This window comes from Silvibacterium bohemicum (genome assembly GCF_001006305.1).
In the GTDB taxonomy this organism is placed as follows: domain Bacteria; phylum Acidobacteriota; class Terriglobia; order Terriglobales; family Acidobacteriaceae; genus Silvibacterium; species Silvibacterium bohemicum.
Genome location: NZ_LBHJ01000003.1, coordinates 609709 through 636250 on the forward strand (window position 1 = coordinate 609709; position 26542 = coordinate 636250).

23 protein-coding genes and 2 pseudogenes are annotated in these 26542 nt (G+C 54.4%); 17 read left to right on the forward strand and 8 right to left on the reverse strand.

What is annotated here, in order from left to right; translation table 11 throughout:
• Positions 1–705, forward strand: a 705-nt coding sequence (locus XX99_RS08045; protein WP_082125371.1) for a bestrophin family protein, incomplete at its 5' end; no start/stop codon positions are given.
• 106 nt (positions 706–811) lie between these two features.
• On the opposite strand, the gene XX99_RS08050 is transcribed toward XX99_RS08045, so the two are convergent.
• The gene (locus XX99_RS08050) at positions 812–1480 is read right to left on the reverse strand and encodes a MarC family protein (protein WP_050058849.1); all 669 of its coding nucleotides are present in this window, start codon (positions 1478–1480) and stop codon (positions 812–814) included.
• A 647-nt stretch (positions 1481–2127) separates the two neighbouring features.
• Between XX99_RS08050 and XX99_RS08060 the strand changes: the two genes are divergently transcribed.
• From XX99_RS08060 to XX99_RS28600, 3 genes and pseudogenes are all read left to right on the forward strand, one after another.
• Positions 2128–3537 (forward strand): glutamate decarboxylase, encoded by a 1410-nt coding sequence (locus tag XX99_RS08060; RefSeq protein ID WP_050058851.1) that lies wholly within the window; start codon positions 2128–2130, stop codon positions 3535–3537.
• 226 nt (positions 3538–3763) lie between these two features.
• A pseudogene (locus tag XX99_RS08065) lies at positions 3764–3976 on the forward strand (efflux RND transporter permease subunit); the annotation flags it as partial.
• 655 nt (positions 3977–4631) lie between these two features.
• Positions 4632–4751 (forward strand): annotated as a pseudogene (locus XX99_RS28600) (integrase core domain-containing protein); the annotation flags it as partial.
• A gap of 78 nt (positions 4752–4829) precedes the next feature.
• On the opposite strand, the gene XX99_RS27995 reads toward XX99_RS28600, so the two are convergent.
• Positions 4830–4970, reverse strand: a complete 141-nt coding sequence (locus XX99_RS27995; protein ID WP_231581202.1) for a hypothetical protein — start codon at positions 4968–4970, stop codon at positions 4830–4832.
• 143 nt (positions 4971–5113) lie between these two features.
• On the opposite strand from XX99_RS27995, the gene XX99_RS08075 reads away from it, so the two are divergent.
• The 6 genes from XX99_RS08075 (at position 5114) to XX99_RS08100 (ending at position 10694) form a co-directional block, all read left to right on the forward strand.
• Positions 5114–5563: a DUF421 domain-containing protein gene (locus XX99_RS08075; protein ID WP_050058854.1), complete on the forward strand. Its 450-nt coding sequence runs from the start codon at positions 5114–5116 to the stop codon at positions 5561–5563.
• Between the two features lie 41 nt (positions 5564–5604).
• Positions 5605–6144, forward strand: coding sequence for a hypothetical protein (locus XX99_RS08080; protein ID WP_050058855.1), 540 nt, complete (start codon positions 5605–5607; stop codon positions 6142–6144).
• 11 nt (positions 6145–6155) lie between these two features.
• Positions 6156–6377, forward strand: coding sequence for a DUF421 domain-containing protein (locus XX99_RS08085; protein WP_050058856.1), 222 nt, complete (start codon positions 6156–6158; stop codon positions 6375–6377).
• A 21-nt stretch (positions 6378–6398) separates the two neighbouring features.
• Positions 6399–6596: a YetF domain-containing protein gene (locus XX99_RS28605; protein WP_082125372.1), complete on the forward strand. Its 198-nt coding sequence runs from the start codon at positions 6399–6401 to the stop codon at positions 6594–6596.
• A 1133-nt stretch (positions 6597–7729) separates the two neighbouring features.
• Positions 7730–8764, forward strand: a complete 1035-nt coding sequence (locus XX99_RS08095) for a VWA domain-containing protein (protein ID WP_050058858.1) — start codon at positions 7730–7732, stop codon at positions 8762–8764.
• 106 nt (positions 8765–8870) lie between these two features.
• Entirely contained in the window at positions 8871–10694 is a 1824-nt protein-coding gene (locus XX99_RS08100) for a glycoside hydrolase family 2 protein (RefSeq protein WP_050059340.1), read from the forward strand.
• On the opposite strand, the gene XX99_RS08105 is transcribed toward XX99_RS08100, so the two are convergent.
• From XX99_RS08105 to XX99_RS08115, 3 genes are read right to left on the reverse strand one after another with little or no spacing between them, the layout of a single operon-like run.
• Entirely contained in the window at positions 10691–11989 is a 1299-nt protein-coding gene (locus XX99_RS08105; protein ID WP_050058859.1) for a glycoside hydrolase family 1 protein, read from the reverse strand. The two genes, XX99_RS08100 and XX99_RS08105, sit on opposite strands and share 4 nt — an antisense overlap.
• A gap of 3 nt (positions 11990–11992) precedes the next feature.
• Positions 11993–13159 carry a UDP-galactopyranose mutase gene (gene glf / locus XX99_RS08110; RefSeq protein ID WP_050058860.1) on the reverse strand — a complete coding sequence of 389 codons (1167 nt, stop codon included), beginning with the start codon at positions 13157–13159 and terminating at the stop codon, positions 11993–11995.
• The gene (locus tag XX99_RS08115; RefSeq protein ID WP_050058861.1) at positions 13152–14330 is read right to left on the reverse strand and encodes a glycosyltransferase family 1 protein; all 1179 of its coding nucleotides are present in this window, start codon (positions 14328–14330) and stop codon (positions 13152–13154) included. The genes glf and XX99_RS08115 overlap by 8 nt, the downstream gene beginning before the upstream one ends.
• A gap of 394 nt (positions 14331–14724) precedes the next feature.
• On the opposite strand from XX99_RS08115, the gene XX99_RS08120 reads away from it, so the two are divergent.
• Entirely contained in the window at positions 14725–15312 is a 588-nt protein-coding gene (locus tag XX99_RS08120; RefSeq protein ID WP_050058862.1) for a YciE/YciF ferroxidase family protein, read from the forward strand.
• A 191-nt stretch (positions 15313–15503) separates the two neighbouring features.
• On the opposite strand, the gene XX99_RS26640 is transcribed toward XX99_RS08120, so the two are convergent.
• Complete coding sequence (locus XX99_RS26640; RefSeq protein WP_260315349.1) at positions 15504–15752, reverse strand: tyrosine-type recombinase/integrase; 249 nt, start codon at positions 15750–15752, stop codon at positions 15504–15506.
• Positions 15753–16015: 263 nt separating this feature from the next.
• Between XX99_RS26640 and XX99_RS08125 the strand changes: the two genes are divergently transcribed.
• The 5 genes from XX99_RS08125 to XX99_RS08145 all read left to right on the forward strand — a co-directional run bounded on the left by XX99_RS08125 (position 16016) and on the right by XX99_RS08145 (position 21355).
• Positions 16016–17389, forward strand: a complete 1374-nt coding sequence (locus tag XX99_RS08125) for an epoxide hydrolase family protein (protein ID WP_050058863.1) — start codon at positions 16016–16018, stop codon at positions 17387–17389.
• Between the two features lie 55 nt (positions 17390–17444).
• Positions 17445–18020 (forward strand): YceI family protein, encoded by a 576-nt coding sequence (locus XX99_RS08130; protein ID WP_050058864.1) that lies wholly within the window; start codon positions 17445–17447, stop codon positions 18018–18020.
• Positions 18021–18344: 324 nt separating this feature from the next.
• Positions 18345–19403: an alpha/beta fold hydrolase gene (locus tag XX99_RS08135; RefSeq protein WP_050058865.1), complete on the forward strand. Its 1059-nt coding sequence runs from the start codon at positions 18345–18347 to the stop codon at positions 19401–19403.
• 95 nt (positions 19404–19498) lie between these two features.
• Positions 19499–20221 carry an SDR family NAD(P)-dependent oxidoreductase gene (locus tag XX99_RS08140; RefSeq protein WP_050058866.1) on the forward strand — a complete coding sequence of 241 codons (723 nt, stop codon included), beginning with the start codon at positions 19499–19501 and terminating at the stop codon, positions 20219–20221.
• A gap of 270 nt (positions 20222–20491) precedes the next feature.
• The gene (locus tag XX99_RS08145) at positions 20492–21355 is read left to right on the forward strand and encodes an alpha/beta fold hydrolase (RefSeq protein WP_050058867.1); all 864 of its coding nucleotides are present in this window, start codon (positions 20492–20494) and stop codon (positions 21353–21355) included.
• 114 nt (positions 21356–21469) lie between these two features.
• On the opposite strand, the gene XX99_RS08150 is transcribed toward XX99_RS08145, so the two are convergent.
• Positions 21470–24604 (reverse strand): sensor histidine kinase, encoded by a 3135-nt coding sequence (locus XX99_RS08150; protein ID WP_050058868.1) that lies wholly within the window; start codon positions 24602–24604, stop codon positions 21470–21472.
• A 151-nt stretch (positions 24605–24755) separates the two neighbouring features.
• Entirely contained in the window at positions 24756–25385 is a 630-nt protein-coding gene (locus tag XX99_RS08155) for a response regulator (protein WP_050058869.1), read from the reverse strand.
• Between the two features lie 286 nt (positions 25386–25671).
• Here XX99_RS08155 and XX99_RS08160 point away from each other — a divergent pair, with 286 nt between their 5' ends.
• Positions 25672–26349 (forward strand): response regulator transcription factor, encoded by a 678-nt coding sequence (locus tag XX99_RS08160; RefSeq protein WP_050059341.1) that lies wholly within the window; start codon positions 25672–25674, stop codon positions 26347–26349.
• Positions 26350–26542 lie beyond the last annotated feature (193 nt).

Genomic DNA, 26542 nt, shown 5'->3' on the forward strand with positions numbered 1-26542 from the left:
GCCCTCTCCATCTTTCTCGGCTTCCGCAATAGCGCGTGTTACGACCGTTGGTGGGAGGCGCGACGTCAGCTCGGCTCGATGGTTGGCGAGATGCGCTCCTTCGCTCGCATCTGTATAAGTTTGTCCAAAATTGACCGAGCGGATCGAGACGCAATGGTGCGGGATGCGATCACGTATACCTACGAACTGATGCATGCTCTACGAAAGTCGCAAAGGCCGACCCCAGTGCCTGCGGAGTATTCCTCGACAAGCAATATTCCCGACCACATTCTGCGCCGGCTGGGTCTCAGGGTAGCTGGGCAGTTTGAGAAGGCCGTGATCGGTGAACAGATTTATAAGCTGCTCGAGGAACGACTGACTGCGTTCACCGCCGTCCAGGTGGCGTGCGAACGTATTGGTTCAACACCGACGCCCTTCACCTACACTCTTCTGATTCATCGAACGGCATACGCCTACTGTTTTCTCCTGCCATTCGGATTGGTCAGCACGATGGGGTGGGCGACCCCTCTGTTCACGGTTCTGGTAGCCTATGCCTTTTTTGGATTGGACGCACTGGGAGACGAGTTAGAAGATCCCTTCGGTGATCATCCTAACGCGCTGCCATTGCTGTCGCTTGCAAGGACGATCGAAATCAATCTGTTGGAAGCGATCGAAGCGCAAGAGGTCCCGGAATTCCTTCGTCCAGTAGATTCCTTGCTTACATAAAGAAAAATAGAACGCAGTGCCTTCAGGCACGAATAGTCGTAGCTTTTTCAAGCGGACAGCACATCGTGAGCGAAGTTGGCCTCATCGCAATAGGAGTGCCCATTGGTCAGCGAATATGCAGTGCCAAAGACTCCAACAAAGCTTTCATTCCGTTCCAAGCAATTTGCACGCCGATACAAACCAGGAGAAAGGACGACAATTGGGTGATCACCGTCATCCCCGTCGGACCCAGGATTCGCGCCAGTCGGTCGGCAAATCCATAGCAGAGCAAAATGCTGACCGCGATCAGCACCAATCCAATGAGAGCTGCCAGGATTGTCAAAGGATGGTACATGTGATGGTGAGCGGCGTTCGCGCCCAGCGTGATGGCGGCTGAGATGGAAGCGGGACCTACGGTTAATGGCAATGTCAAAGGGTAGAACGCCCGGCGATTTGTATCCTGCGGCTGGACGGTTTTATGTACATCCTGTTTCTCGTCTTTGTCATCGTCTCGCTGCTTGAGCAGCGACCATCCTGTGGCAATGACAATCAGACCGCCACCAATCTGCACCACGGGCAGAGAGATTCCAAAGAAGGCGAGCACGTAAGTTCCGACGAAATACGTCGCAACCAACAGAAAAAAACTGTTCATGGCAATGCGCCAGGACAGCGCTCTTCGCCCTTCCGGTGAGTAGTCCCTGGTCATCGCCAGAAAGAACGGACTGCCTCCGAGCGGATCTACGATAGGGAAGAGTGTGACTAGAACCAAGAGTACAGTTTGGGCCGCTTCTTGCATAGGGTTGTATATCCCCAGTGTAATGGATCTCGATTGCTCTTTAGCCGGCGTGAGAGTTGCCGAAAAGTCGTGCTTGCCATTGAGGATTATCTTCTCGACTTAGGAATTCGACCGAAGCGAGGGTCATGGCGCAGCAGAAGATCGCACGCATGAAGCGCCTCCACCTCGAATCCGGGGCTGTCACTGGGGATGACGAGCCAATGGCCGATCTTATTTCTCAGGAGCTCGATCGAACGGATAGAAGGAAATTCACGGCGAAGTTCTGGATCTGTGGGCTTCGTGCTGTCCGAAAGAACGAGCCAAACGCCGTTGTCTCTCGGAGATTTGGGATGATCCCGGAGCATACAGACAATGCGATCGCCCAGGTAGACGGCAAAACCAGAAAACAAGCGACGCACTTCGGGGCGCAGGGGCGTGAGCGCCTCCAAAACGAACGCGTGCGGAGCCTTCTGTTTGGGTTTGTCAGGGCGAGGCATGATCTCTATGGTCTCTCAAAAAGGATTAAACAGACAAAATCTGATCCTCGACTAACTCAGCTTCGTTCCCGGCAACTTATTGGTATCGATTCTCAATTCATTCACCGTCTTTTTTCCCAACGGCGCGCACGACGCGAACTACACTTTGTATTCAGAGAAACAGGAGAATTTATGCCCCTGCACAACACCGCCGAACTCAAAGCTGGACCGACGAGCGAAATAGAGGCCGAAGTCCTGAATGACAAGACCAGCACCTATGAGTTCCCCGCAGCGATGCAGGATCCGCAGACTGTCTATCAGACGATCCACGATCAGCTCATCCTCGACGGGAACTCGCAGCAGAATCTCGCCACCTTCTGCACCACTTGGATGGAACCTGAGGTCAGGCAGCTCATGGATGAGTCTGCCGATAAAAATATGATCGATAAGGATGAGTATCCACAGACGGCGGCCATCGAAGAGCGTTGCGTCCACATGCTCGCCGATCTTTGGAATTCTCCGGAAGCTGCCGGTACGATCGGCTGCTCCACTACTGGCTCGAGCGAGGCCGCCATGCTTGGCGCCCTGGCACTCAAGTGGAACTGGCGCAAACGTCAACACGCCAAGGGGAAGTCCACTGAAACTCCGAACCTCATCATGGGGCCTGTCCAAGTCTGCTGGCACAAGTTCTGCCGCTATTTCGACGTCGAAATTCGCGAAGTGCCGATGGAAGGCGATCGGCTCCTGCTCACTCCGGAAGAAGTCATCAAGCGTTGTGACGAAAACACCATCGGTGTTGTTGTCACCCTCGGCGTCACTTTCACTCTCCAATTCGAGCCGGTGCACGGAATCAGCATTGCACTCGATAAGTTACAAAGCGAAACCGAACTCGACATCCCGATACACGTCGATGGAGCGAGCGGCGCCTTTCTCGCGCCTTTTAGTCAGCCTGAGTTGCTCTGGGATTTCCGCATTCCCCGCGTGAAATCGATCAACGCCTCCGGACACAAGTTTGGTCTCGCTCCGCTCGGTGTCGGCTGGGCTCTTTGGCGCGAAAAGCACGACCTTCCGGAAGAGTTGATCTTCGACGTCAACTATCTCGGCGGCAACATGCCTACTTTCGCGCTCAACTTCTCGCGGCCTGGCGGCGAAATCATCTGCCAGTACTACAACTTCATGCGCCTCGGCAAAGAGGGTTATCGAGAAATTCAAACCGAATGCTACGCGCTGGGCCGTTACCTCGCTGAAAAAATCGCGGAGTTCGGACCCTTCAAAATCATTTACGACGGTCAGGGCGGAATCCCCGGTCTGTGCTGGAAGTTGAAAGATCCTGCGTCTTCGAGCTTCACGCTATACGAGTTTGCAGATCGGCTGCGTGAGCGCGGCTGGCTCGTTCCGGCATACTCCATGCCACCCAACCGCGAGGATCTCGTCATTCAGCGCATTCTTGTTCGCCACGGGTTTACAAGAACCATGGCCCTCCAGCTTCTCGGCGAAATACAAGGAGCCCTAAACCACTTCGCCGAGCGTCAACCAGAACAGCCATCGGCCCCGACGCCTGTCGGAGCAGGATCGAGTTCGCACGACCACTCCGGCCGATAGACGCCAGGTTATTGCGTCCTCTCACGGATGACGATGGCGCAATCAGGTCTCCTCTCTCCTGGGTTTGTCGCAGTGTCATCAAGATTTCGTTCCAGCCTCAGGTACGCATCGATGCTGCTATGTCCCAGGTAGGAGCGGCGGTTAACTCGATTCGATTCCAAATGCCTCCTGGAGTAAATCCACCGTGGATTCTGCGCTTCAGCGCCTCCACCGTGCCGATCATCCAGCTCTCACTACCGCGCTCATCATCCTGCTGTTCCTGGGAAGCTGGCGCAGCACGATGATCATCGCCGTCTCCATCCCGCTCTCCATTCTCAGCTCCATCATTGTCTTAAGCGCAATGGGCGAGACCATGAATACCATGACCCTCGGCGGTCTGGCCCTGGCCATCGGCATCCTGGTAGATGACGCAACGGTCACCATCGAAAATATCCATCGCGATTGGTGGCCAGACTTGAGTCTGGACCGTGAGATGCTGAAGGCGGCGATCGCAAAAAACGGCCTGAGCTCGTGAACCGGAGGACGGATGCTCGCTGCTCCAAGAACAGTTCCAAGCCAGTAAGTGCCGGGTTTGCGGGCTGATGTCGATTGCCGCGAGCAGTTGTCGCAACTGCTCAAGACGGTTGGATGAGACGCTGAAGGAGAAGCTGGTTCGGTTATCCAGAGAGAAGCCGTGCTACGGTTATCGGAGGTTGCAGGTGCTGGTCGAGCGTGAAGGCGAATGCGTGAGCCGCTAGCGTCTCTATCGCTGCTATCGCGAGGCGGGACTCTGCCTGGAACAGAAGAAGCGAAAACACTGCGTCCACAGCGGTTCTCCGCCCGTGCTGTTGACAGGCGCTGACCAGGAGTGGGCGCTAGACTTCACTCAAGACGTGGTCGCGGCAGGTCGCACGATCCGCGTGTTGAGTGTGGTCGATGCCTTCAGGCGTGAGCCTTGCGCCCGAAGTGGACACGGGCTTCGCCAGATGCCGGGTCACGCGTGTGCTCGACGAGATGATCGCCAGACGCTGGATGCCGCAGGCGATCCGCTGGAACACGGACCGAAACTAACCAGTCGCCACTTCCTCGCCTAGGGCCTGGAGTGGAAGATTGAGATTCGCCACATCCAGCCTGGCCGGCCGATGCAGAACGGTCACGTGGAAAGCTTTCATGGCAAGCTGCGCGAGGAGTGCCTGCGGGCGAGTTGGTTCCGCAACCTCTTCGACGCAAGAGTAAAGATCCAGGCTGGAAAAAGTGGCCGTCCGGCGAACTATCGAGGGTTACGGTTCTCTCGGAGCTGGTTGGGTGAAGCCTCAGAGAGCATCGCAGGCACCGAATTGCTTCATATATTCGAGAATCTGCATCCCATTTGTATTGGGCGACAGCTGTCCATATTGAAAGCCAGCCTGCTTAGAAGCTGGCTGGCGTACCAATGGCTCAACAATCTCTTCCATAAGAAGCCTTCGTGTCTCTGCTTTGAGTGCTACAAGTTCTAACAGAATGCTCCATACGCTTTTATGCCTTCGTTGAGTCGACGCCAGGATCAGTTGATTCGCCCACGCAATACACTCTTCACTCTTTAGATCCGGAGCACTCCATGGCGTCAGTTCTTCGAGCAGTTTTCGGATATGCATTTCTCGTTTTCATGGTGCGGGTCGTGGGGCGGCGTCCCGGCAAGCAGATGACTCCATTTGAATTTGTGCTGATCTTCTTCATCGGTGGTTTGACCCTCACCTTCGTTGTGGGTGACGAAGCTTCCTTCACCAACGCCATCGGGCAGATCATGACGATTGCTATCTTGCACTACCTGATCGCTTGGGCAAGAACCAAGTCTTCGGCATTTGCGCGTCTCACGGATGGCACTCCTTTGGTGCTGCTCGAGAAGGGACAATGGCGTCCTCTCGCGATGAAAGGAATGCGAATTGCGGACGACGATGTGATGGCAAGCGCACGCGATAAAGAGCTTAAAAGCTTCGACGAAATTGAATACGCCATTCTCGAACGAAACGGCGAGATCAGCATTATCAAAGCATCGGAAATGCTCTAAACAAAACGCCTGCATCCTAATTAGAAATCGAGACGTCAGATATGGCTCAACCAATTTATAGAAAAGCAGTCGAGGACACGGTCCCGAAGGTCAACAATGAGATCGCAGTCGGAGAAGATGTAGAGTTTCAACGCAAGTGGTGGAAGTTCGAGAAGTTGGTGTGGGCTGCTTTCATCTGCTTTGTCCTGCTTGACCTTGCAGGCGTCTTCGGGCGCGGGCCTTTATCGAAAGCACATTTGGCCACCGCCGACGGAACAGTAAACGTCAGCTATGAACGCGTCCAGCGGACCGGGACGCCTTCCACCCTGAAGGTCGAATTCAGAGATAGGGCTATTCGGAATAAGCAAATTCGCTTGTGGGCCGGTGAGGATCTTGTGTCCAAGCTCGGTAATAAGCAAATCGCTCCGCAACCCGCCACCTCCGCCGTCGGAGATGGAGGATTGCATTACACGTTTCCGGCCACGACGGAGCCTGCGGAGATTGTCTTCTCTCTGCAACCGCCGTCCCCTGGCCTCTATGACCTTTCGCTTGGTGTTGACGATTTTCCCGCTTTTCACTTCAAGATTCTAGTTATGCCCTGAGGTTCTAGCTTGTGTACACCATCATTCATGCCATCCTTGGCTACTTCTTTTTACTTTTTACGGTGCGGGTGCTGAGCCGGCGACCCGGTGGGCAGATGACGCTCTTTGAATTCGTCATCGTCTTCTTGATCGGTGGCGTTATCATCCTGTCCACTGTTGGAGACGACCGTTCGGTTACAAATTGCGTCGGCGCCGTCATCGTCATTGGGCTTATGCATGGTCTCGTTTCCTAGGGCAAGACTAAGTCTCCCCGCCTGGGAAGAATCGTTGATGGAACTCCCTTGGTGGCGCTAAAAGACGATCAATGGCAGGACGAGATTATGAAAGGAATGCGGCTTGATGCGAATGACATCATGGCTGCAGCCCGAACAAAGGGCCTAAGAGACCTATCTCAAATCAAGTACGCAATCCTCGAAAGAAACGGGACGATTTCGATCATCAAGAAGGGCTGACGGACACGAGTCCGGATGAGCATGGAGGGATGTCATTGCCACAAGGTGGGCAAATATATCTTTTTTGAGATTTGCGCATTCGCGATTGCCACTTTTCTATGCCACAGGCACACCCGTCGGATGTGGGCGCGTCGTTCGCCTTTGGCGCACCCATCACTTCCGGTTCTCGCAGGCCCGTTAACGTCGGGTTTCGCGTGCGTGTCTCTTTTATGGCTGGGCCGCGACTTGCGAATGGGCCATCGGTATATAAGCAGCCGGCAAAGTCGCTCAAATCGATCTCGAAGCCTTCAGGGCTGAGGATAGGAGGCAAAAGCTGTGTATCCAAGTGTTCTTCAAGAGCCGCTCTCACGGCAATTCGGCTATCTCCTGTTGCTTGGGCTTGCCATCGCCTGCGTCTCATGGACTATTACACACGAGGAAATATTCCGGGAATCGAGGGAATACTGTAAAGCCAAGAGCCAAAACTGTAAGCCCTTATACCAACGCAAGTTCTTCTACCTCTTTACCTGTGAGTACTGCTTCAGCCATTATGTGACGGCATTATTCCTTCTCCTGACTCAATTCCAACTGCTGTATCAGGGATGGCGGGGCTTCCTAATTTCGGGGTTCGCGCTAGTGTGGATTGCCAACGCGTATATGAGTGCCTTCAATCGATTACGGCTTGAAATCAAAGCTGAGAAACTTTCGACCGCCGAGCAGGCGAACTCCGCCGCTGAGAATAAACTCCCGCGTTGATCGATGGTTCCCATAAGCTTATTTAGCTTAGAAACTGATTTAGTTTCGTAACATAGCCCCTTTATTCGTGTTGAGCAGGAAGTGATGTCGCTCTGAAGGAAGATGACTCGGCAGGTGCGGCGTAACTAGGCATTCCCCTAGGAAAATATCGGGACTCATCCGCAGCCCCTTTCGTAAAAAAGCAACCCTGTCGTTCTTTGTACGTTCCAAAAAGTAGGCATCTCGTGAATTGAATCTCTATAGCATCGCGATTGGAATTGCTAGGGAATATTTGCATCGTATGATGAGGCAAGCTACGTCACACATGAAATATAAGAGACGGCAAATGGCAAAACTCATCTATGGAAGTACTGACGCCATGCAAACGCAACCACCCCCATCAGACTGAGAAAACTCTTATGAATATTCGTATGCGTATCTGCCTTATTACGGTCATCCTGCTTCATGCCGGCGTGGCAGCGTTCCCACAAGAGAATTCCGCTGCCACGTCTCGAACAGTCCGTCTGAATGTGATCGTATCTGCAAAATCTGGGACGCCAGTCTCTGGTCTTGGGGAGCAGGACTTTAGCTTGTTGGACAACAAGGCACCGAGAAGCATCCAGTCCTTCAAAGTGGTCAGTTCAAGCCAAGAGCCAGTGAAGGTCATTTTGCTCATCGATGCCGTCAACACCAACTTCGACAGAGTTGCCTACGTGCGCAACGAGGTGCAGAAATTTTTAAAGGCAAATGACGGCAAGCTTGCAAATCCCACCACGATCGCGGTGCTCACCGACGACGGGACGCAGATGCAGAAGGGATTCACTCAAGATGGCAATGCGCTCAATGCATCTCTAGAACACTACACCATCGGGCTGCGTCAGCTTACCCGTTCAACCGGTATCTGGGGAGCGAATGATCGCGTGCAGATATCTCTGACGGCCGTACAACAGCTGGCGGCTTACGCGTTGACGATTCCTGGTCGCAAGATCGTTCTTTGGGTCTCGCCAGGCTGGCCTCTTCTTTCAGGCAATCGGTTTGATCTTGACTCTAAGCAGCAGCGGCAGATCTTTGCCAACGTGGTCGCTTTCTCTAAAGAGTTGCAACAAGCGAACCTCACGCTTTACAATATCAATCCGCTTGGCCCGGAGGAGAGCCTCTTTCGGGAAGATTATTATCAGGATTTTTTAAAAGGAGTGAGCAAAGCGGGTCAGACCGATCTCGCGGATTTAAGCCTACAGGTTCTTGCCGTCCAAAGCGGCGGCCTTTCCTTGAATGGCCAGAGCGACGTTGCCGGAAATCTCGAGAAGTGCTTGAGTGATACAGAATCCTGGTACGAAGTCACTTTCGCCACGTCTGTTGCTGAGCAACGAGATGAATACCATCACATCCAGATTACGGTAGATAAGCCGGGCCTCACCGCTCGAACCCGAGACGGTTATTATGCCCAACCATGAAAGCCTGTGAGTGGTCTCCGGGGCTGAAATCGCACTCGATTATGGGGTAAGAAAACTTAAATTCTCGAATGAGCCCGGCCCCGCTGCATCGGCATCCAAAAGCCATATGGCCATCGACCCTGCTCGTCTTCATCCGCGGCCTCAGTTTAGGCGCACGTCTTTCGAACTCCTCAACGGTATCTGGGACTTCTGCATTGATGAAAGAGCGGAAGCAAAGGTCCCCCATGAAATCTCTTGGACTCGGGCGATTTTGGTACCGTTTAGCCCGGAAACGGCGTCAAGCGGCATCGGCGACACCAAATTCTATTCCGCTGTCTGGTATCGAAGAAGATTTGCTTCCCCTGTACTTTCAGATGACCAGAGGTTGTTGCTTCACTTTGAGGCTGTCGACTACCGCGCCACCATTTGGTTGAACGGGGCTAAGGTATGCGAACACGAAGGGGGCTACACTCCCTTCGTCATCGATATCACTGACGCGCTGCAAACGGAAGGCGCTCAGGAACTGGTAGTTCGGGCAGAAGACGACCCAGCAGATCTGGCGAAACCACGAGGTAAGCAGGATTGGAAACTAGACCCTCACTCCATCTGGTATCCCCGGACGACAGGTATCTGGCAAACGGTGTGGTTAGAGACGGTATCAACGATACGAATTGGATCGTTGCAATGGTCGTCCAACCTCGAGAGGTGGGAGATTGGGTTGGACGCGATTATCAATGCACCCGCCAAAGGCAAGCTGATGTTGCATGTGGGACTTCGCTGTGGAGACCAGGTCCTCGCCGACGACCGCTACGAGGTTATCTGCGGCGAGGTGCACCGCCGTATTGCCCTCTCCGATCCCGGAATCGACGACTACCGAAATGCGCTCTTGTGGAGCCCTTCGTCGCCCACTCTCATCGACGCGGTGGTGGAGTTGCGCGACGAGGCTGGACAGCTGCTCGATGCTGTAACCAGCTATACCGCGTTGCGTTCCATCTCTGCTCAGGGAGATCGATTCCTTCTTAACGGGCGTCCCCTCAACCTAAGAATGGTTTTGGACCAGGGTTATTGGCCGGACAGCGGCCTCACACCTCCTTCGGATGAGGCGCTTGAGCAGGATGTCCTTCTGGCCAAGCGGCTGGGATTCAATGGGGTTCGCAAACATCAGAAGGTTGAGTGCGCCCGCTATTTGCATTGGGCTGACAAACTCGGCCTACTTGTGTGGGAGGAGATGCCGAGCGCCTACCGTTACACCACCCAATCCATTCAGCGGCTGACACGAGAGTGGATGCAGGTAATTGAGCGCGATCGCAGTCACCCCTGCATCGTAGCGTGGGTACCGTTTAACGAATCGTGGGGAGTGCCTGATTTACCAGAGAGTCCGGCTCAACGTCATTATGTTCAAGCTCTCTATCACCTGACGAAAGCATTGGATCCGACGCGTCTGGTAATAGGAAATGACGGATGGGAGAGTGTCGCAACCGACATCATCGGCATTCACGACTACGACGGCCAGCCCGAGCGCATAGGAAAGCGATACGGCATCAATGATATCGAGGAGCATCTCTTCGAGCGTGAGCGCCCTGGCGGCCGCATGTTACTTCTCGGTGAGGATCGGGCATGGAAACATCCGATCGTTCTCACCGAATTCGGTGGGATCGCCTTAACGAACGAAGTAGATACGTGGGGCTATTCAAAAACGTCCACGGCAGAAGAGTTTGCGAACCAATATGCGGCGCTGCTTGCGGTAGTTCGTAATCTTCCAGCTCTCGCGGGTTTCTGTTACACGCAATTCGCCGATACCTACCAGGAAGCCAACGGCCTACTACATGCGGATCGTACTCCTAAAGTACCCTTGGAAAAAATTGCGCTCGCCACTACCGGATCCCTACCGGATCAAGATATCCACACGGCTATGCTTTGGCGAAAACATTTGATGAACCATGGCAGTTAAGATGGGACTCTTTCATTCGCCATGGGCGGATAGCAGATACGATCCTTATGAAGCCACCAGCCGCTGCGTTGCAGCGCCTGGTGAGATGGAGCCAGGCCCTTTGCAATCTGTCGTACAACAATTCCCAATTCCGATTCGACCGGGATTCCAGAGCGTGTATCAAAGACACCCGGTTCGTAATAGCCATTCTCGCGGGTAACGAGCTGATTCCAATAAAACGAGCCGAGTAGTGCCCAGAAGGTCATCGCGATACACTGTGCGCCCTGGCTTCTTGCGCTCAAGACGCTCTCGTATATCGATGCCGCCCAGCGAATTTGCTCATTTACCTCTCCCCCAATATGGACCTCTGTAATGGCTACGGGAATTCGATATCGGTCCCACGCTTCCACGATGAGATCCCCCAATCCGAGAACCGGTGCGTTCTCAGATCGAACTGCCTCAACATCCACAAAAGTGCCTTCGGCTGATCTACATTCTTCAGGATAACTATCTACTTGATGATCGAGGTATCGGTCGCTCGTAGGATAAAAGTTGATACCGATAACGTCGGGAGGGCATGGATGCTCCGCAAACCACCCTATCTCATTCTCGGAGATGCCAGCAGACAGCAGTTCGCGAAATAGCGAATGTCCAGAGTCCACTTTGCCACACAGCAGATCGATGGCCAGCCAACGACGCTGGTTGAGATTCTCCCATACAGGTCTCAGCATCTCGGTCCCGCTGACTCTTCCGAAATCATCGGTCTGGATGAGTTGCGCATCGTTTCGCACTTGGCGAATGGCTTCCATGCATAGGACGGTTGCCTTCAGTTGGTGGATCAGAGCTCGGAAGAGACTTGACCGCGACATCTGATGCGGGTACCAGAGGCCGTACATTCCGCTGAACCGTGCCGTCGTGTAGGGTTCATTCACCGGGGTGTACTTGGCGATGTCCGGGTATCGGCGCGCTAGAGATCCGGCGTATGCGGCCAGCATTTGAGGGAATCGACTATCCAAGAGGTCTGTATGGGCCGGCCCACTGCCATGATGAACCAGTCCCGCTATCACTTCTAATTGTGCTTTGCTGGCGCCCCGCACGTGTTCATCGGTCCATTTCCACGAGGACGCGCTTTCATAACGCTCCCACAACAGGCCGATCCGAAGGGAGGTCAATCCCAAGTCCGCGAACCTCGAATAATCCTGCGGTCGATGGGCGTGACCAGATAGCTCCATTTGATCGATGTACCTGTCGCCCACGCGGTTACAGGTATATTCGGCGCCTCCCCAAATCTGCAACGCTTCGAGTTCCATTTGCATGAATTAGGCCGCCTCAATGCCATGACCATTGAGGACTATGGGTTCCACAGTTTCGTCATGCCTCTCAGCTTTTGCGGGCGATGTCTCCTTTATCTTTTCGAAGGTTCGCAATGCCTGTGCGACGACCTGGTCCATGTTGTAGTACTTATAGGTGGCAAGACGCCCTACGAAATGCACATGCGGCAGTGTGTCCGCTAATGCCTTGTAGCGCTGGTACAGTGCCGCATTTTGCGGTTGCGGAATGGGATAATACGGGGCTCCGTCCGCACAGGGATATTCGAAGACGATGCTGGTCTTGCGGTGTTTCTGCCCTGTCAGATCTTTGAACTCAGTGATACGTGTATAGGCATGTTCATTTGGATAATTGACAACAGGTGCGGTCTGATACCGATCTTGATCGTGCGTCTGATGATCGAAACGCAGGGAACGGTAAGGCAACTTACCATAGCAATAGTCAAAATATTCATCCACAGGTCCGGTGAAAATCAGTTCGCGGAACCGCACTTCGTTCTTGACGTCTTTGTAGTGCGTGTTCAGCATGACGCTGATTTTTGGATGTGCAAGCATTCGATCGAACATCCGGGTATATCCATGAAGCGGCATCGCCTGAAACTTGTCCGTAAAATATCGATCATCGCGACTTGTTCGAACCGGAACTCGCGCGGTCACCGCCGCGTCGAGTTCAGACGGGTCAAGGCCCCATTGCTTGCGCGTGTAGTTGCGAAAAAATTTCTCATAAAGCTCTCGTCCGACCCGGCTGACGACGACATCTTCTGAGGTCGTGATCGAATCCCGCGTCTCTGCGATCGAAGTGAGATAGGCATCTACTTCGTGACACGTGAGTCTGAGCCCATATAGCTTATTTATCGTGTCCGCGTTGATCGGCATTGGAACGAGCTGACCGTCAACACTTGCCTTCACACGGTGCTCATAAGGCCGCCACGCCGTAAAACGCGACAGATACTGGAATACTTTTTCCGAGTTTGTATGAAAAATGTGGGGGCCGTATTTGTGGACCAAAATCCCTGCGTCATCGTAGAAATCGAAGGCATTGCCTGCGATGTGGTTGCGGCTATCGACCACCAGAACGCGAGCATTTTGCTCAGAAGCCACCCGTTCCGCCAGAACACTGCCGGCAAAGCCTGCCCCCACAATCAGGTAGTCAAACACGGAGCACACTCAATTCCCCAACGCTTTCCTTCGCTGGTTTCGAGTCGTGCCGAATGCTTTGATCAATACACATCCACATTTCGTCAAATGTCTTGTCCCAGGATCGACCGCATAAAAATTTGTCGACGCGAGTATTGTGCGCTTGCACATCCGAGATCAGGCACCTGGAAATGCCATCGAGAAACGATTCTAAGTCCTCGGCAATCTCGACGAGGCCAAGCTCCCCGTAAGGTCGGACGACATCGCTGATTGCGGTTGACACAACAGGCTTTCCTGCCGCAAGAAATTCTGGCGTTTTCGTAGGGCTTATAAATTTTGTTGAATCATTGATCGCGAAGGGCTGCATCGCCACTTCCCAACCTGATAGATACCGAGGCAACGACGCATACGTTTTTTGCCCAAGGTAGTGAATATTTGTCGCTTTAGGCAAATGCTCTTCAGCAATTTTCACAACCGGTCCGATCAATACAAAATGCCAATCCCGCCGCGCGGCCGCGAGACTTCGCAATAATTCCTGGTCGAGCCGCTCATCCAGCACTCCGTAAAATCCAACTCTCGGACGGGGGATGGCCTTTTGATCTTCTGGCTCCGCCTGGAATTGCCTGGCGGTCGCGAAATGGTTTTGGTCGATGCTACTCGGAAAAAGGTGAACGTTACTATGTTGTGTTCGCTTTGAGGCAAATAGACTAGCGCCACCTGCAAACACCACGTCGGCAAGTTCAAAAAGCCGTCGTTCTTGTTCGATCAACCCGGGCGGGGCTCCCTGGAAGGCCGACAGTTCGTCCATGCAGTCATATACGGTGACGGCGGGATTGAGATGCTCTGAGAACAGCAACGCCATTGGGGTGTAATACCAACTGATAAAGTCCCTCGTCCCGTTCGTAGCCAAATAATGATCGAGAAGGCTTCGCAGCGCAGCATGCGCCTCTCCCGCAGTGGACCCGTGAGGAATCTGAGGGGTCAGCACCCGAACTCCGTCGCCCCCTGAATGCACCGAAAGCTCGGGACGGGAAACCGCCGTCCAAACCGGCTCCTCCCAATAATGCACTAACCCCTTTCTCCCCGCTCTGCTGAGGAGATGCTGCGGTCGCTGATAGACGAAGTCCCAACGCAAATGGGAGAAACAGAGTATTTCGGTGCCCGGCTGGTCATTTACATTGGTCTCAATCATCTTTTTGTAAGATGCGCTTTATAGTTGAAAAGCATTCCAGCCCTCCCGTCGTCCAGGATGAAGCATCTAACGTCGCACTTAATATTCACGTTCGCGCTAGGATCAGCTTCCTTCGAAGATCGCTTCTGGCAACGTACGGACGGGCCCATGTAAGCATGCTTCAAAGAGTTCCGGGCTCGCCTCACCGATGTACCAAGCGCAGGGTTGCCCGTAGCCAGCAGTTACGTACGCGGCGGCCGGGTTCGGCGAAGTACCCGATCCTGCAGGTGCCCTGCGTGCCTCGCATCCCAGTCGTAATCAAGCGGGAATATTCCGGCGCTTCGACAACAAATTCGTAGCAGCGCGCTTCTCACTGCTTAGATTCAAACTTTTTGTTACCCGGAGATGACGACACATGGCACTCAAAGAAGTTCTGATTGATGAATTGCGCGATATGTACTCGGCGGAAAACCAACTGGTGAAGGCTCTTCCGAAACTTGCCAAGGGCGCTAAAGATCCCGCACTCAAAACTCTCTTCACTTCCCATCTCGATGAGACCAAAGAACAGGTCAACCGCCTCAAGCAGGTCTTCGAGATTCTGGAAGAAAAGCCGACCGGCGAGCACTGCAATGGCATGGAAGGTGTCATTGAAGAAGGAGCGGATGCCTTGGAGAAAGATGAAGAAGGAGCTTCTTTCGACTCAGGCATCATTGGCGCCGCACTGCGAACGGAGCATTACGAAATTGCTGGATATACGGCGACAATCGCGATTGCAAAGGTCTTGGGTCTTTCGGATGTCGCCGCACTTCTGAATGAAAACCTGAAAGAAGAGCAGTCGGCATCCAACAAGATTTTGACCGTTGGGCAGACGATCCTCGAGGAAGCGAGCGGCGAGCCTGAAACGGAAAAGGGCCCAAAAAGCAGCAAAGAGAAGAGTTCCGCGAAAAAGAGCAAAGAAGACGAGAAAAAAGCGGCACCCGACCTAAAGAAGCGGTCTGCCTAAACGGCAGGCCGATCAGTTGAGATCACGAGTGGCGTGCAAATCAGGGTACAGATGCGGACGATCGAGTTCAGCGTGTTATCAAGACTTGCCGCCTCACGTCGAAAACTTGCGCCAATCAGCGGGAAGGGGCGAGATTGTTGATTTAGGATCGCGATGAGCGTGAATTGACGCCGGATCAGTCTGACGCCGGATCAGTCTCTAGAGCATGCCCGGATTGGGCGCTGCGAAATTTCTGGGCATTCGATTTCGTCAATGTGACCGCGGCCACTTACGCGTCTACTGAACGGTACGACATGACCGCATTTGCCGACGAGGTCCACAATGGCCCAATGGCCCTGTCTGATCTGTAAATCCTCAACTGTCAACGTATAAAGCTCGGCCCGGCGCAATCCGCAGCCCACGAGCACAGAAATCATTGCGAGATCGCGAGTATTGTGCAGATCATCCCGTCGGCTTTCTCCAGTAAGAGCCTAGCCTGGTCTTGCGTCGGCTAATTTCCATGCGCGCTCCAAGCTGTTTGGCCCCTTGACCCGGCGAATGCCACATAAGGCCGTTGGTAGGGCGGCTTATACCAAGGTATTGGCGACAGACGACACCATCGTCTAATGGACCCGCCTCCACGCTTCTGGCTTAATCGCAGCAATGGAACGTATCTCCATTTATCGGAGACACGTATCCAAGCGGTTTGCTTAGGAGACAGGTCATGATCGCACTTGAAGCGACATCCCGCACCACGTTATCCATATCACCCAACCGACGCAGTTTTCTTCGCGCCCTGGCAGCCGCCGGTGCCTTTAGCCGTTTCTTCTTTAGCTCCCTGAGTATGGGCGAAACAGGTCCTGGCACTGGCGCAGAGGCCTCGTTCGATAGCCTGCATGGTACGGATGCCGGGGTGGACAGTGACGAGTCAATCCGCCCATTTCACATTGACTTTCCGGAAGCAGCAATCGTCGACCTCCGCCGGCGCATCGCCGCGACAAACTGGCCGGAGAGGGAAACGGTGGCAGATGCATCCCAAGGCGTGCAACTCGCGACGATGCGCGAACTCGCGAGTTATTGGCAGAAGGAGTACGACTGGCGCAAGGTCGAAGCGCGGCTGAACGCCCTGCCAGAATTCACGACGAACATCGACGGGCTCGAGATTCACTTCATCCATGTTCGCTCGAAAAATGCGAATGCGCTTCCGATGATCATCACGCACGGGTGGCCGGGATCAATTATCGAGCAGATGAAGATCGTAGGTCCTCTAACCGATCCAACCGCATACGGCGCGAAGGCCGAAGACTCATTCAATGTCGTGATTCCGTCGCTGCCTGGTCATGGGTTTTCCGGAAAGCCCACTGCAACGGGCTGGAACCCACAGCGCATAGCGCGCGCCTGGGTCGTCCTGATGCAACGCCTTGGATACAAGCGTTACGTGGCGCAAGGCGGGGATTGGGGCAACGCGGTCACAGAGCAGATGGCTCTGCTGACGCCCCCAGGACTGCTTGGCATTCATACCAACATGCCTGCCACAGTGCCGGACGACATTGCGACGGCCTTGTCGGCCGGCGATCCGGCACCGTCTGGCCTCTCAGCCGACGAGGAGCTCGCCTACCATCAGCTCGACACCTTCTACAAGCATGGCCTTGGCTACGCCCAGGAGATGAGTCACCGTCCGCAGACGCTGTACGGACTTGAAGATTCGCCTGTCGGCCTAGCGGCCTGGATGCTCGACCACGATGCAGCCAGCGAGGCGCTCATCGCACGCGTCTTTGACGGGCAGTCTGAGGGGCTTACGCGAGACGATATCCTCGAAAACATTACTCTCTACTGGTTGACGAAGACGGCGGTCTCTTCCGCTCGTCTGTATTGGGAAAGCAAGCTCAGCTTTTTCGCCCCAAAGGGCGTCGCCATTCCGGTTGCCGTGAGCGTCTTCCCCGACGAGATCTACGCAGCCCCGAAGAGCTGGACCGAGAAGGCGTATCCCAAGCTCATCCATTACAACCGCCTCCCCAAGGGCGGCCATTTTGCAGCGTGGGAGCAGCCGACACTCTTTACAGAGGAGCTCCGCGCCTCTTTCAGCTCGTTGCGCTAATCGCGAGATATTACTTCTCGGCCAGGTCAACAATTTTGAAAAGGAGATTCACCACATGACTTCAATAACCGCAACCGCTATTCTCACCGGCACAACTACCGCTTCCAGCACCTGGAAGATCGATCCTGCCCACTCGGTAGCTGAGTTCAAGGTAAGGCATATGATGATCTCGTATGTGAGGGGCGCGTTCTCCGGACTTTCCGGCGTGCTGAGGCTGGACGAAACAGATTACACGCATTCCACTGTGGAGGCGTCGATCCCCGCTGCCAGCGCAAGAACCGTCGATGAAAACCTCAATGCCCATCTGAAGAACGCGGACTTCTTCGATGTCGAGAACTTTCCAACGCTGACGTTCAAATCTACGAACATCCGATCCACGGGCGGTCGCAACTACGCAGTTACGGGCGATCTGACGATCCGCGGTGTCGCTAAATCCGTGACTCTGAGTGTGGACGACGTGAGCGAGCCTTCCATTGACCCCTGGGGCAATCGGCGCATCGGCATTTCCGGCTCCGCTAAGGTCAATCGCAAGGATTTTGGGCTCACATGGAATACACCGCTGGAGCTCGGCGGCGTGCTGGTGGGCGACGAAGTGACTATCACGCTGGATGTGCAGTTCATCAAGGAATAGTGGGTGAGGCGTCGGCAGCCTGCGGTCTTTGGGAGTCATTCGATCACTACCTCGGTGGCGCTTGGCCATGAGGGTTTCATGTCCAAACAGCAACGTGAAGAGTCCCCGACACAATCGTTCCCCAGCTGCATTGAGCAGGTGCAGGGCCTGACTCATGCTTCTGCCGTGGGATGGCAACAGGAAAAGTGGGACAGAGACAAGAAGAAAAATACGAGGCCCGCTTGAGGAAGCTGCAGCAGTATATATGCGAGCTTCTCATCATGAATCAACAGCTCCCGGAGTTATTAGAACCAGCAACAAACCAACAGTTCCAGGAGGTTGCCAATGAATACGATTAGAACGTCAAAAGAAATTGATTATGATCGCCGCCGTTTTTTGGGTGCTGCCGCCATGACAGTTGCCGCAGCGAACTTCGGTATAGGCAGTTCCGCCGACGCGCAGCCGGGTAAGGTCACAGCGACTGCTACTTATACCGCTCCTCACACGTCGTTCAGCTCTCTGAAGCAAATCACTGCAGGTCTGCTGAATGTCGGCTACGCGGAGGCCGGTCCCTCCGATGGCCCTGCCGTGATTCTTCTACATGGCTGGCCCTACGACATCTACAGCTTCGTCGACGTCACTGCCCTGTTGGCGTCGCACGGCTACCGAGTGATCGTCCCGTATCTACGCGGCTATGGAACTACGACCTTCCTCTCCAGCGAAACGATGCGGAACGGCCAGCAATCGGTCGTCGCCGTCGACATCATCGCTCTGATGGATACACTGAAGATCCAGAAAGCCATCGTCGCTGGCTTTGACTGGGGGGCGCGTACAGCCGACATCATGGCAGTGCTGTGGCCAGAACGCTGCAAGGCCCTGGTCTCCGTCAGCGGCTACCTGATCGGGAGCCCGGCGGCCAACGAGGCCCCATTGCCGCCAAAGGCCGAACTCGCCTGGTGGTATCAGTTCTATTTCGCTACAGATCGCGGTCGCGCCGGCTACGACAAGTACCGGCACGACTTTGCGAAGCTCATTTGGCAGCTCGCATCGCCGAAGTGGAACTTCGACGATGCCACCTTCAATCGCTCTGCGGCGGCCTTAGACAATCCGGACCACGTCGATATCGTGATTCACAACTACAGATGGAGAATTGGCTTGGCTAAGGGCGAGTCGCGATATGACGATTTGGAAAAGCGACTTGCGGGCGGTCCAGTCATCACCGTTCCTACCATCACCATGGAAGGCGATGCCAATGGTGCTCCCCACCCGGGCGACGCATCTTATCGCAGCAAATTCGTGGGCAGATATGAATACAGACTCATTAGCGGTGGCATCGGACACAACTTGCCCCAGGAAGCCCCACAAGAGTTTGCCAAAGCTGTAATCGACGTTGACGCGTACTGACGCTGCCAATCGCCCTGCTATCCGGGCATTCTCTGCGCTAGCGCTTGTACGCAGAATGAATCTGACGATTGTTGAAAAGGAAGGAACAGCACACTATGGATAAGAAGAAGACAGTAATTGTTACGGGAGCCTCACAAGGTATCGGAGCAGCCATTGTCCGGGCCTTGTTAGATCGAGGTTACAACGTAGTTGCGAACTCCCGCAGCATCTCGAAGAGCGGCATCTCGCCGACCGCGAACCTGACTCTCGTGGATGGCGACATTGGCGATGTCGCGACAGCTGAGAGAGTGACAAAGACTGCGTTATCCAGCTTCGGCTCGATCGATCACCTGGTCAACAGTGCCGGTATCTATACTTCGAAGCCCTTTACGGAGTACAGTGCTGACGATCTCCGCAGGTTTGTATCTACTAACCTCTACGGCTTCGTCTTTATTACTCAATTCGCAGTAAAGGAGATGCTTGCGCAAGGCGCCGGAGGTAGCGTAACCACTATAACCGCCGCTCTTGCCGACAACCCGCAGACCGGTGCTTCGGGCTCCATCCCAATGATCACGAAGGGCGGCCTCAACACGGTCACTCTAAGTCTGGCGAACGAATACGCGAAGCCGCGTATCCGCTTTAACGCTGTCGCGCCCGGTGTGGTCGATACGCCCATGCATGAGGATCATCCACAAGAGCTCCTGAAAACCCTTTCGCCGATGGGCACGATTGCCGCTGCGCAGGATGTCGCGGACGCAGTCGTTTATCTGATAGAAGCACGGTACGTGACCGGGGAGGTGCTGCATGTGGACGGCGGTGCACACGCAGGCCGATGGTAGACCGAATCACCGCACAGCCCCGCAGTCCTGAAGGTCGACTTCAGGATCTCGGCGTCCGGCTTCCCACCGCGCTGACTCCCTTCGGTTCATACGTGGAAGCGATACAAACGGGAAACCTTTGAGTGTCCCGATCGAACTGGAGATTATCTTCGAACTCAATAAGTAGGAGGAAGCATGCGCAAGATGAGACTAGTCCCTTTTACTCTGCCAGCTTTCGCGATTCTCCTCGCGATCATCCCAGGACTGAACGCACAAACAAGGGAAAGGGCTATGAATATCCAGATACTTTACCGCACTGTACAGGTAGATGGACTCAACATCTTTTATCGCGAGGCGGGACCGAAAGATGCCCCGGTTCTTCTACTCCTGCATGGATTACCTTCATCGTCACGCATGTTTCAACCGCTATTGATCAGGCTCACGGACAAATACCGTCTAATCGCGCCTGACTACCCAGGCTTCGGTCACAGCGATTGGCCCGACCCGAAGCAGTTCGACTATACCTTTGACCACATCGCCCGCGTTATGGATGATTTCACGCAGGCTCTCGGCCTGACCAGCTACACGCTTTATATGCAGGATTACGGGGGGCCGGTGGGCTTTCGCATGGTGTTGGCACATCCGGAACGTGCCGAGGCCTTGATCGTTCAGGACGCTGTGGGGCATAACGAAGGACTGGGGGCCAACTGGGCAACGCGCCGTGCCTTCTGGGCCGATCGTCCGGCGCATGAAGAGGCGTTGCGAAAGAATCTGCTTTCCATCGCTGCCACGAAAACCCGCCACGTCGGAGACGATCTGAATGTGGAACTCTACGACCCTGATCTCTGGACGGACGAATACGCGTTTCTGAATAGCCCAGGCCAGGCGCAGATCCAAAGTGATTTGTTCTACGACTATCGCACCAACGTCGACGCATATCCCAAGTGGCAAGCCTGGATGCAGAAAACCCAGCCGAAACTTCTTGTACTTTGGGGAAAGCACGACCTCTCCTTTGATTCCGGCGAACCCGAGCGCTACAGGAAAGATGTACCGAGCGCGGAAGTGCATGTACTGGATGCTGGTCACTTCGCACTCGATACAAAGGCGGATGAGATTGCTGAACTTGTACTCAGGTTCATGAGCGCCAGGAATTGATCGGTTTCTCAAGCATCAGGCATGAACACTGGCATGTTGGCCTGGGGTGTTTTTCGCTGTCGCATTTAGATTGCGCCAGCCTGACGTGCAGTCATCCAGGCAGTCGGCTCGTTTTCAGGAGTCAGTCGAGTTGGACGTCAGACCCATCCATTTCAAGATGGATTTGATCGCGGGCAACTTTCGGCGGCTGGAAGTTGCCCTAAGGTAGATGATGCTGCCGGGAACAACCAGTTTGATCTCCGTCCCGGAGACCGCAGAAGTTTCGAATGTTAGTTTGGCCATGATGCGGCCTGCCCGTTCCCGCATCCCCTGCAGCCCAAAATGTCCTTCCTTACCCTCATCCACGATGGCAGGGTCAATGCCGACGCCATCGTCATGTACGCCCAGGATGAGATTCTCCGCGTATGTGAGCTCGACTTGAAGATTAGCGGCTTTTGAGTGGACGCACGCGTTGCGGATCGCCTCATACCCGATCCGGTAGACCTCATCGCGAACGATGGGGTGCATTTCGCTGACCTCACCAACCACGGAAAACTTGGCTTCCATAGAGCCGTGTATCCGACACTCTTCAATCGAACGTCGGAAGGCTTCTGCAAGATCGTTCGTCTCTGTGGTCGATGTGCGCAACGAGTTCAGGGCTGCCCGGCCTTCCTCCGTTGCCTGTCCCATCCAGACCGATACCTGTTCCATGGCGCCACGCATTCGGACGGAATCGGCTGACTGTTTTAGCGCGGAATCCGCCACCAGTTTGGTCCCCTGGATGGTCTGTAGAAGTGTGTCATGAAAATCCCGGGCGATGCGAGTGCGTTCTGACAAACGCTCGTCGAAGCGGTCAGACATGGACTTTGCAATCTGCCGCATGCGCAGCCGGTAGAGAATCCACAAGATTAAGAAACCAATAGTGGCGCAGAGCGCGTAGAACCAGGTGGTCTGATACCAGGCAGGCGCGATTGTGAACTCCACATTGGCACCCACATTGTTCCAAATTCCGTCATTATTACAGGCGATGACGCGGAAACGATAATGACGAGGGCTAAGGTTGGTATAAAAGGCCTCGCGGCGCGTTCCGGCATCCTTCCAGTCCTTATCTGAACCTTCCAGCTTGTATTTGAAAAGAACTCGCTCCGGCAGGGACAAGCTTAGTGCGGTGTAACTGACTTGAACGTTTGCCGTGTGCGCAGGGAGTCGCAGATCGTCCTTTTGCACCTGAGGCAAATCATCCGCTGACACGGAGGTGATCGAGATGGGCGGCGGAAGGGTATTTTTAGGAATCCAATTTGGGTCGACCCAGGCGAGGCCTGTTGTTGAAGTGAACCAGATCCGCCCGTCCGTTCCCTCGATCGCCTTTGGATATGGGCCTGTAGCCTCGGCTTGCCCGGGAAGGCCATCGGAGGAATCGAACCGCTTCCATTGAAAGCGATAGGAGGGATCCCGTAATGCATGTTCTGCCTCATGCTTGGAGACGTGAATCACCCCGCCCGCCGTATTGAGCCAAAGTCCCTCGCTCCCGGCATCGACAATTCCCGTAACATCCTCTAAAGCACCCAAACCAGCCGACTTGATGAGGCGGAAGTGACCCCTGTCTATCAGAAGTAAACCACCTGCACCACCTGCCCAAATCTCTTGCGGAGCGTGCTCGGCGAAGGCCTTGACGTTATTTAGACGGCTATCCTTGGCGAGATAGTCCACAATGCTTCCTTTGTCCATCGTGATAATGTCACCCTGGTAGGTGGATACCCAGATACGCCCCGTGCTATCGGAAAACATGTTGAGAACGTGCTGCTTTGCCACTTCCGGTGGAGTTGGCCATACTTTCCATCGGTGATGATCCAAAGAGAAGAAACCATAACCGCTGGCAAAGGCCCACAGTGTTCCGAACCGATCACCCGCTACTTCCCAGGTGCCGAAGCTGCCAGAGAGACCCTCTGGAGACTTCGCCATTTGTCGGAATCTGCCCTCCTTCCACTGTGCAAGGGAATTCCCCATCAGCCAGGTGACGCCGGCAAAATCTCTATAAGGTTTGAAGGCGTCGGCTGGGACAAGGGACAGATTCTTCGAGCGGCTATGTATTCGACCAACATAATTAGAACTGACGGCAGCCCAGATATCTCCGTTGTCAGCCGGCGCGATTGCCGTTTGAACGATCGATTTCGGCAGGACAACTGGAACCAGTGCGGTATCGCGGAACTGGTCCAGTCCATCCCGCGTTGCGACCCAGATATTTCCCTCCCGGTCTTCGAGTATGGGAGTGCAGTTGTCGGCGCTCAAACCGTCCTTTGAAGTGAACCGCTGCAGAGCGTCACTGGTCTTCGAAATCGGTCGGTCCCTCAGCCCGTCAGGATGCGGAACGCGGACGACTCCCAAACTATCCGTGGTCGTCCAAAGACTTCCGTTGTGGTCAAACATGATGCGTACTGTGCCGCTAATCTCAATCACGAGTGAACGTTCGCTGGGACATTTTGAATGAGCCCCTCTAAGCGTATCCGCCTCGCATTTAGCGATCGTGGCGGATTTCGTGCTCACGGACGTCCCAATGGCCCGGACATAGCCCGCATTGTCTGACAGCCATATTGTGCCGTCCGGGGCCTCAGCAATCGATAGAGAAAAACCTGCAAATGCACCCGTCGGTTCAAATCGCTTTGATCCCTGCTTGAGATAAAGGATGGTTGAGTTGACGCCGACCCAAAGAGTTCCTCGGCTATCCACAAACAATACTCGTGAAGTCATGTGCGGTACGTCTTCCGGGAAGTCCCAATTCTTGCCGACATGTTCCCATCGCGTACCGTTGAAGCGTATGACGCCACTCTCGGTGTTTGCCCAAATGGTGCCTTCGTGGTCCTGAACGATGTCGGTGGGGTTCCATGTTACGCCGTCAGTCTTGCCGTAGCACTTGACGTTGCCGTTCCGCAGGACACAGATCTTGCCGTTGTGTGCATAAGCGATCCACAAACTGCCATCTGGGAGTGCAAGCAGGCTACGCACTATGTCTTCTGAGGGTTTGTCTCCCGATCTCGGCACATACCGTTCAAAGTGAACGCCATCGAATCGAAAGAGCCCGGTGTCAGAGCCTAACCACAGAAATCCATCTCGGGTTTGTGCCAGAGCCCGCGTGTGGCCAGGATAACCTTGTGTTTGGCTCCATGACCGGTGCGCAAGCTGGTGGATGTCACGGTCCGGATTGAGCGCATTTGCAGTCGCTACGAGCCATAGAAGGAAGGAGCAGATCGAAAGTGTACGAACGACCTTCATCGGTATTCCTTCGGTCACAACACCATAGAGATCCAGCAAAGGCTTGAACGCATTGGTTGTTGGCCCTATTCACGATATCGTGTTGCCTTGGTCTTCAACACACCACAAACTGGAGCTGTGGCCCTACAGTTCTTAGTGGGTAGGAGCGTCATCAGATTTGCAGCAGACCACGTCGCAACGCGATCGTGACTGCATGGGTTCGGTCATTGGCCCGAAGTTTTCCCATCAGATTCTTGATGTGAAAATTGACCGTATTTTCCGAAATGGTGAGTTGATCGGCAATCTGTTTGTTGCGATAACCGTCTCGAATCAGACGAAGAACTTCCAATTCCCGGGCCGTCAGATCGTCGTCCCCCATATACTCGGCGAGGCGAGCGGCCACCTCTGGTGGGATGTGCCGCCGGCCAGAGTGAACGGACCGTATGATGTCCAGCAGTTCCTCCATCGGCATGCTCTTGAGGATGTAAGCCGAGGCGCCAGCGCGCATGGCCCGCTGAATGTCAGCATCGCCGTCGGAGGTCGTCAGCATGATGACACGAGCCTGCGGAAACTCTCCACGGATAGAGATCAGGACATCAGTGCCATTGGCTCCAGGAAGGCGGAGATCCATCAAAGTGACGTCGGGCCGGTGATTGCGAAACTCCGCTATAGCCTGCACTCCGTTGACAGCATGCGCCACCAGGATCATATCCGGCTCACAATCGATCATCGCCCTCAGTCCTTCACGGAAGACCGGATGATCTTCTACGCAGAGGATGCGGATCGAACCGGAAGCGGGCATGGCTATTACCTCTATTCGGAGAGCTTTGAGGACAATTTAAATTGTAGCCGCTGTTCTTCTTTCTCTAACAATTCCGCCGCCTCGCTACCCACTGAAATTTGTAGTGCGATCGCTACCACAACTGGTGTCGCGCAAAACAACGATCCCATTCACTCTTGTGGTGAGCCTCGGTGACGAGCCTGTGTACCTCGCACCGTTGCCGATTCCCAGGTGCTGCCTGGTTGCAGGAGGGGATATGAGTTCAGCCGCTATTACCGCAGTTCCTACAGCAAATATACCGGGGCCAATACGTGCATTCAGAGGGGGCTCCGACCCGCGAAGCACACATGACCCACGCACAGTTTTCGTAGTTGACGACGACATCGATACTCGGCAATCGTTGGAACTGTTGATCTGCTCGCAGGGCTGGCAACCCCAGACCTGCGGCTCAGCTCAGGAATTTCTCGCCCGAGGGCGCCCGTTTGTTCCTAGCTGCCTGATCCTGGCCTTTTCTTCCACGGATTCGAGCTGCCTCGAAGTTCAAAAGCGGATCGCCAGAGAATGCGCTGAGATATCTATTATCGTTATTGCCGACTACGGAGATATTCCAACAACTGTGCAAGCCATGAAGGCCGGGGCCGTTGACTTTCTCGTGAAGCCATTGAGCGAAGAACTATTGGTGGCCGCAATTTGTCAAAGCTTCGTGCGTAGCCGTGCCAGTTTTGATCGCGGGATGGAAATGCGCGATCTTCGGAATCGCCACGCTTCGCTTACCCCGCGGGAACAACAAGTCATGGTTTTGGTAGTCTCCGGTTTGCTGAACAAGCAGGTCGGTGCAGAGCTAGGCATCAGCGAAATCACAGTCAAAGCTCACCGTGGACAGGTCATGCAAAAGATGAAGGCAGCGTCTTTCGCTCACTTAATGAATATGGCGTCGAAACTTCGCATGACGAGGTCCATGACACCAGGCGCCATCTCAGCGTGATGATCGAACGCGCATGTACTCGACGTTGAGCTGTCTCAGCCCACTGGAGTTCACGAACCTCTCGATCGACAGCACCACACAGAAGCTGCCATACGAACGCGCCGTCTACTGTAAGTAATCTGGGTCGGGTCGCTGCCCGTGAATGCTGAATACCGCGCGAAGCAGTTCTACGCGAACCTGGGGTAGAGGCTCG